The 254-nt window shown below is 65.0% G+C and carries 1 pseudogene; it reads left to right on the top strand.

The window, feature by feature from the left end:
* Window positions 1–126 precede the first annotated feature (126 nt).
* A pseudogene (locus EN818_RS32435) lies at window positions 127–254 on the top strand (aconitase family protein); the annotation flags it as partial.

Genomic DNA, 254 nt, shown 5'->3' with positions numbered 1-254 from the left:
CGATGCGCGACGGCATCAAGGCGCTCGGCGGCGATCCGGAAAAGATCAATCCGCTGGTGCCGGTCGACCTGGTCATCGACCATTCCGTCATCGTCGACGAGTTCGGCACGCCGATGGCGTTCGCGCGAGACCTCGCTGGCGCCGGGCAGCCAGGTGGTGGCCGAGTATCTGGAGAAGTCGGGGCTGCAGAAGGAGCTCGACCAGATCGGCTTCAACCTGGTCGGCTTCGGCTGCACCACCTGCATCGGCAATTC

The sequence above is a fragment of the Mesorhizobium sp. M3A.F.Ca.ET.175.01.1.1 genome (assembly GCF_004791945.1).
Taxonomy (GTDB): Bacteria; Pseudomonadota; Alphaproteobacteria; order Rhizobiales; family Rhizobiaceae; genus Mesorhizobium.
The sequence above is the reverse complement of the archived record's forward strand: the minus strand, read 5'-3'. Positions and strand labels throughout refer to the sequence as shown.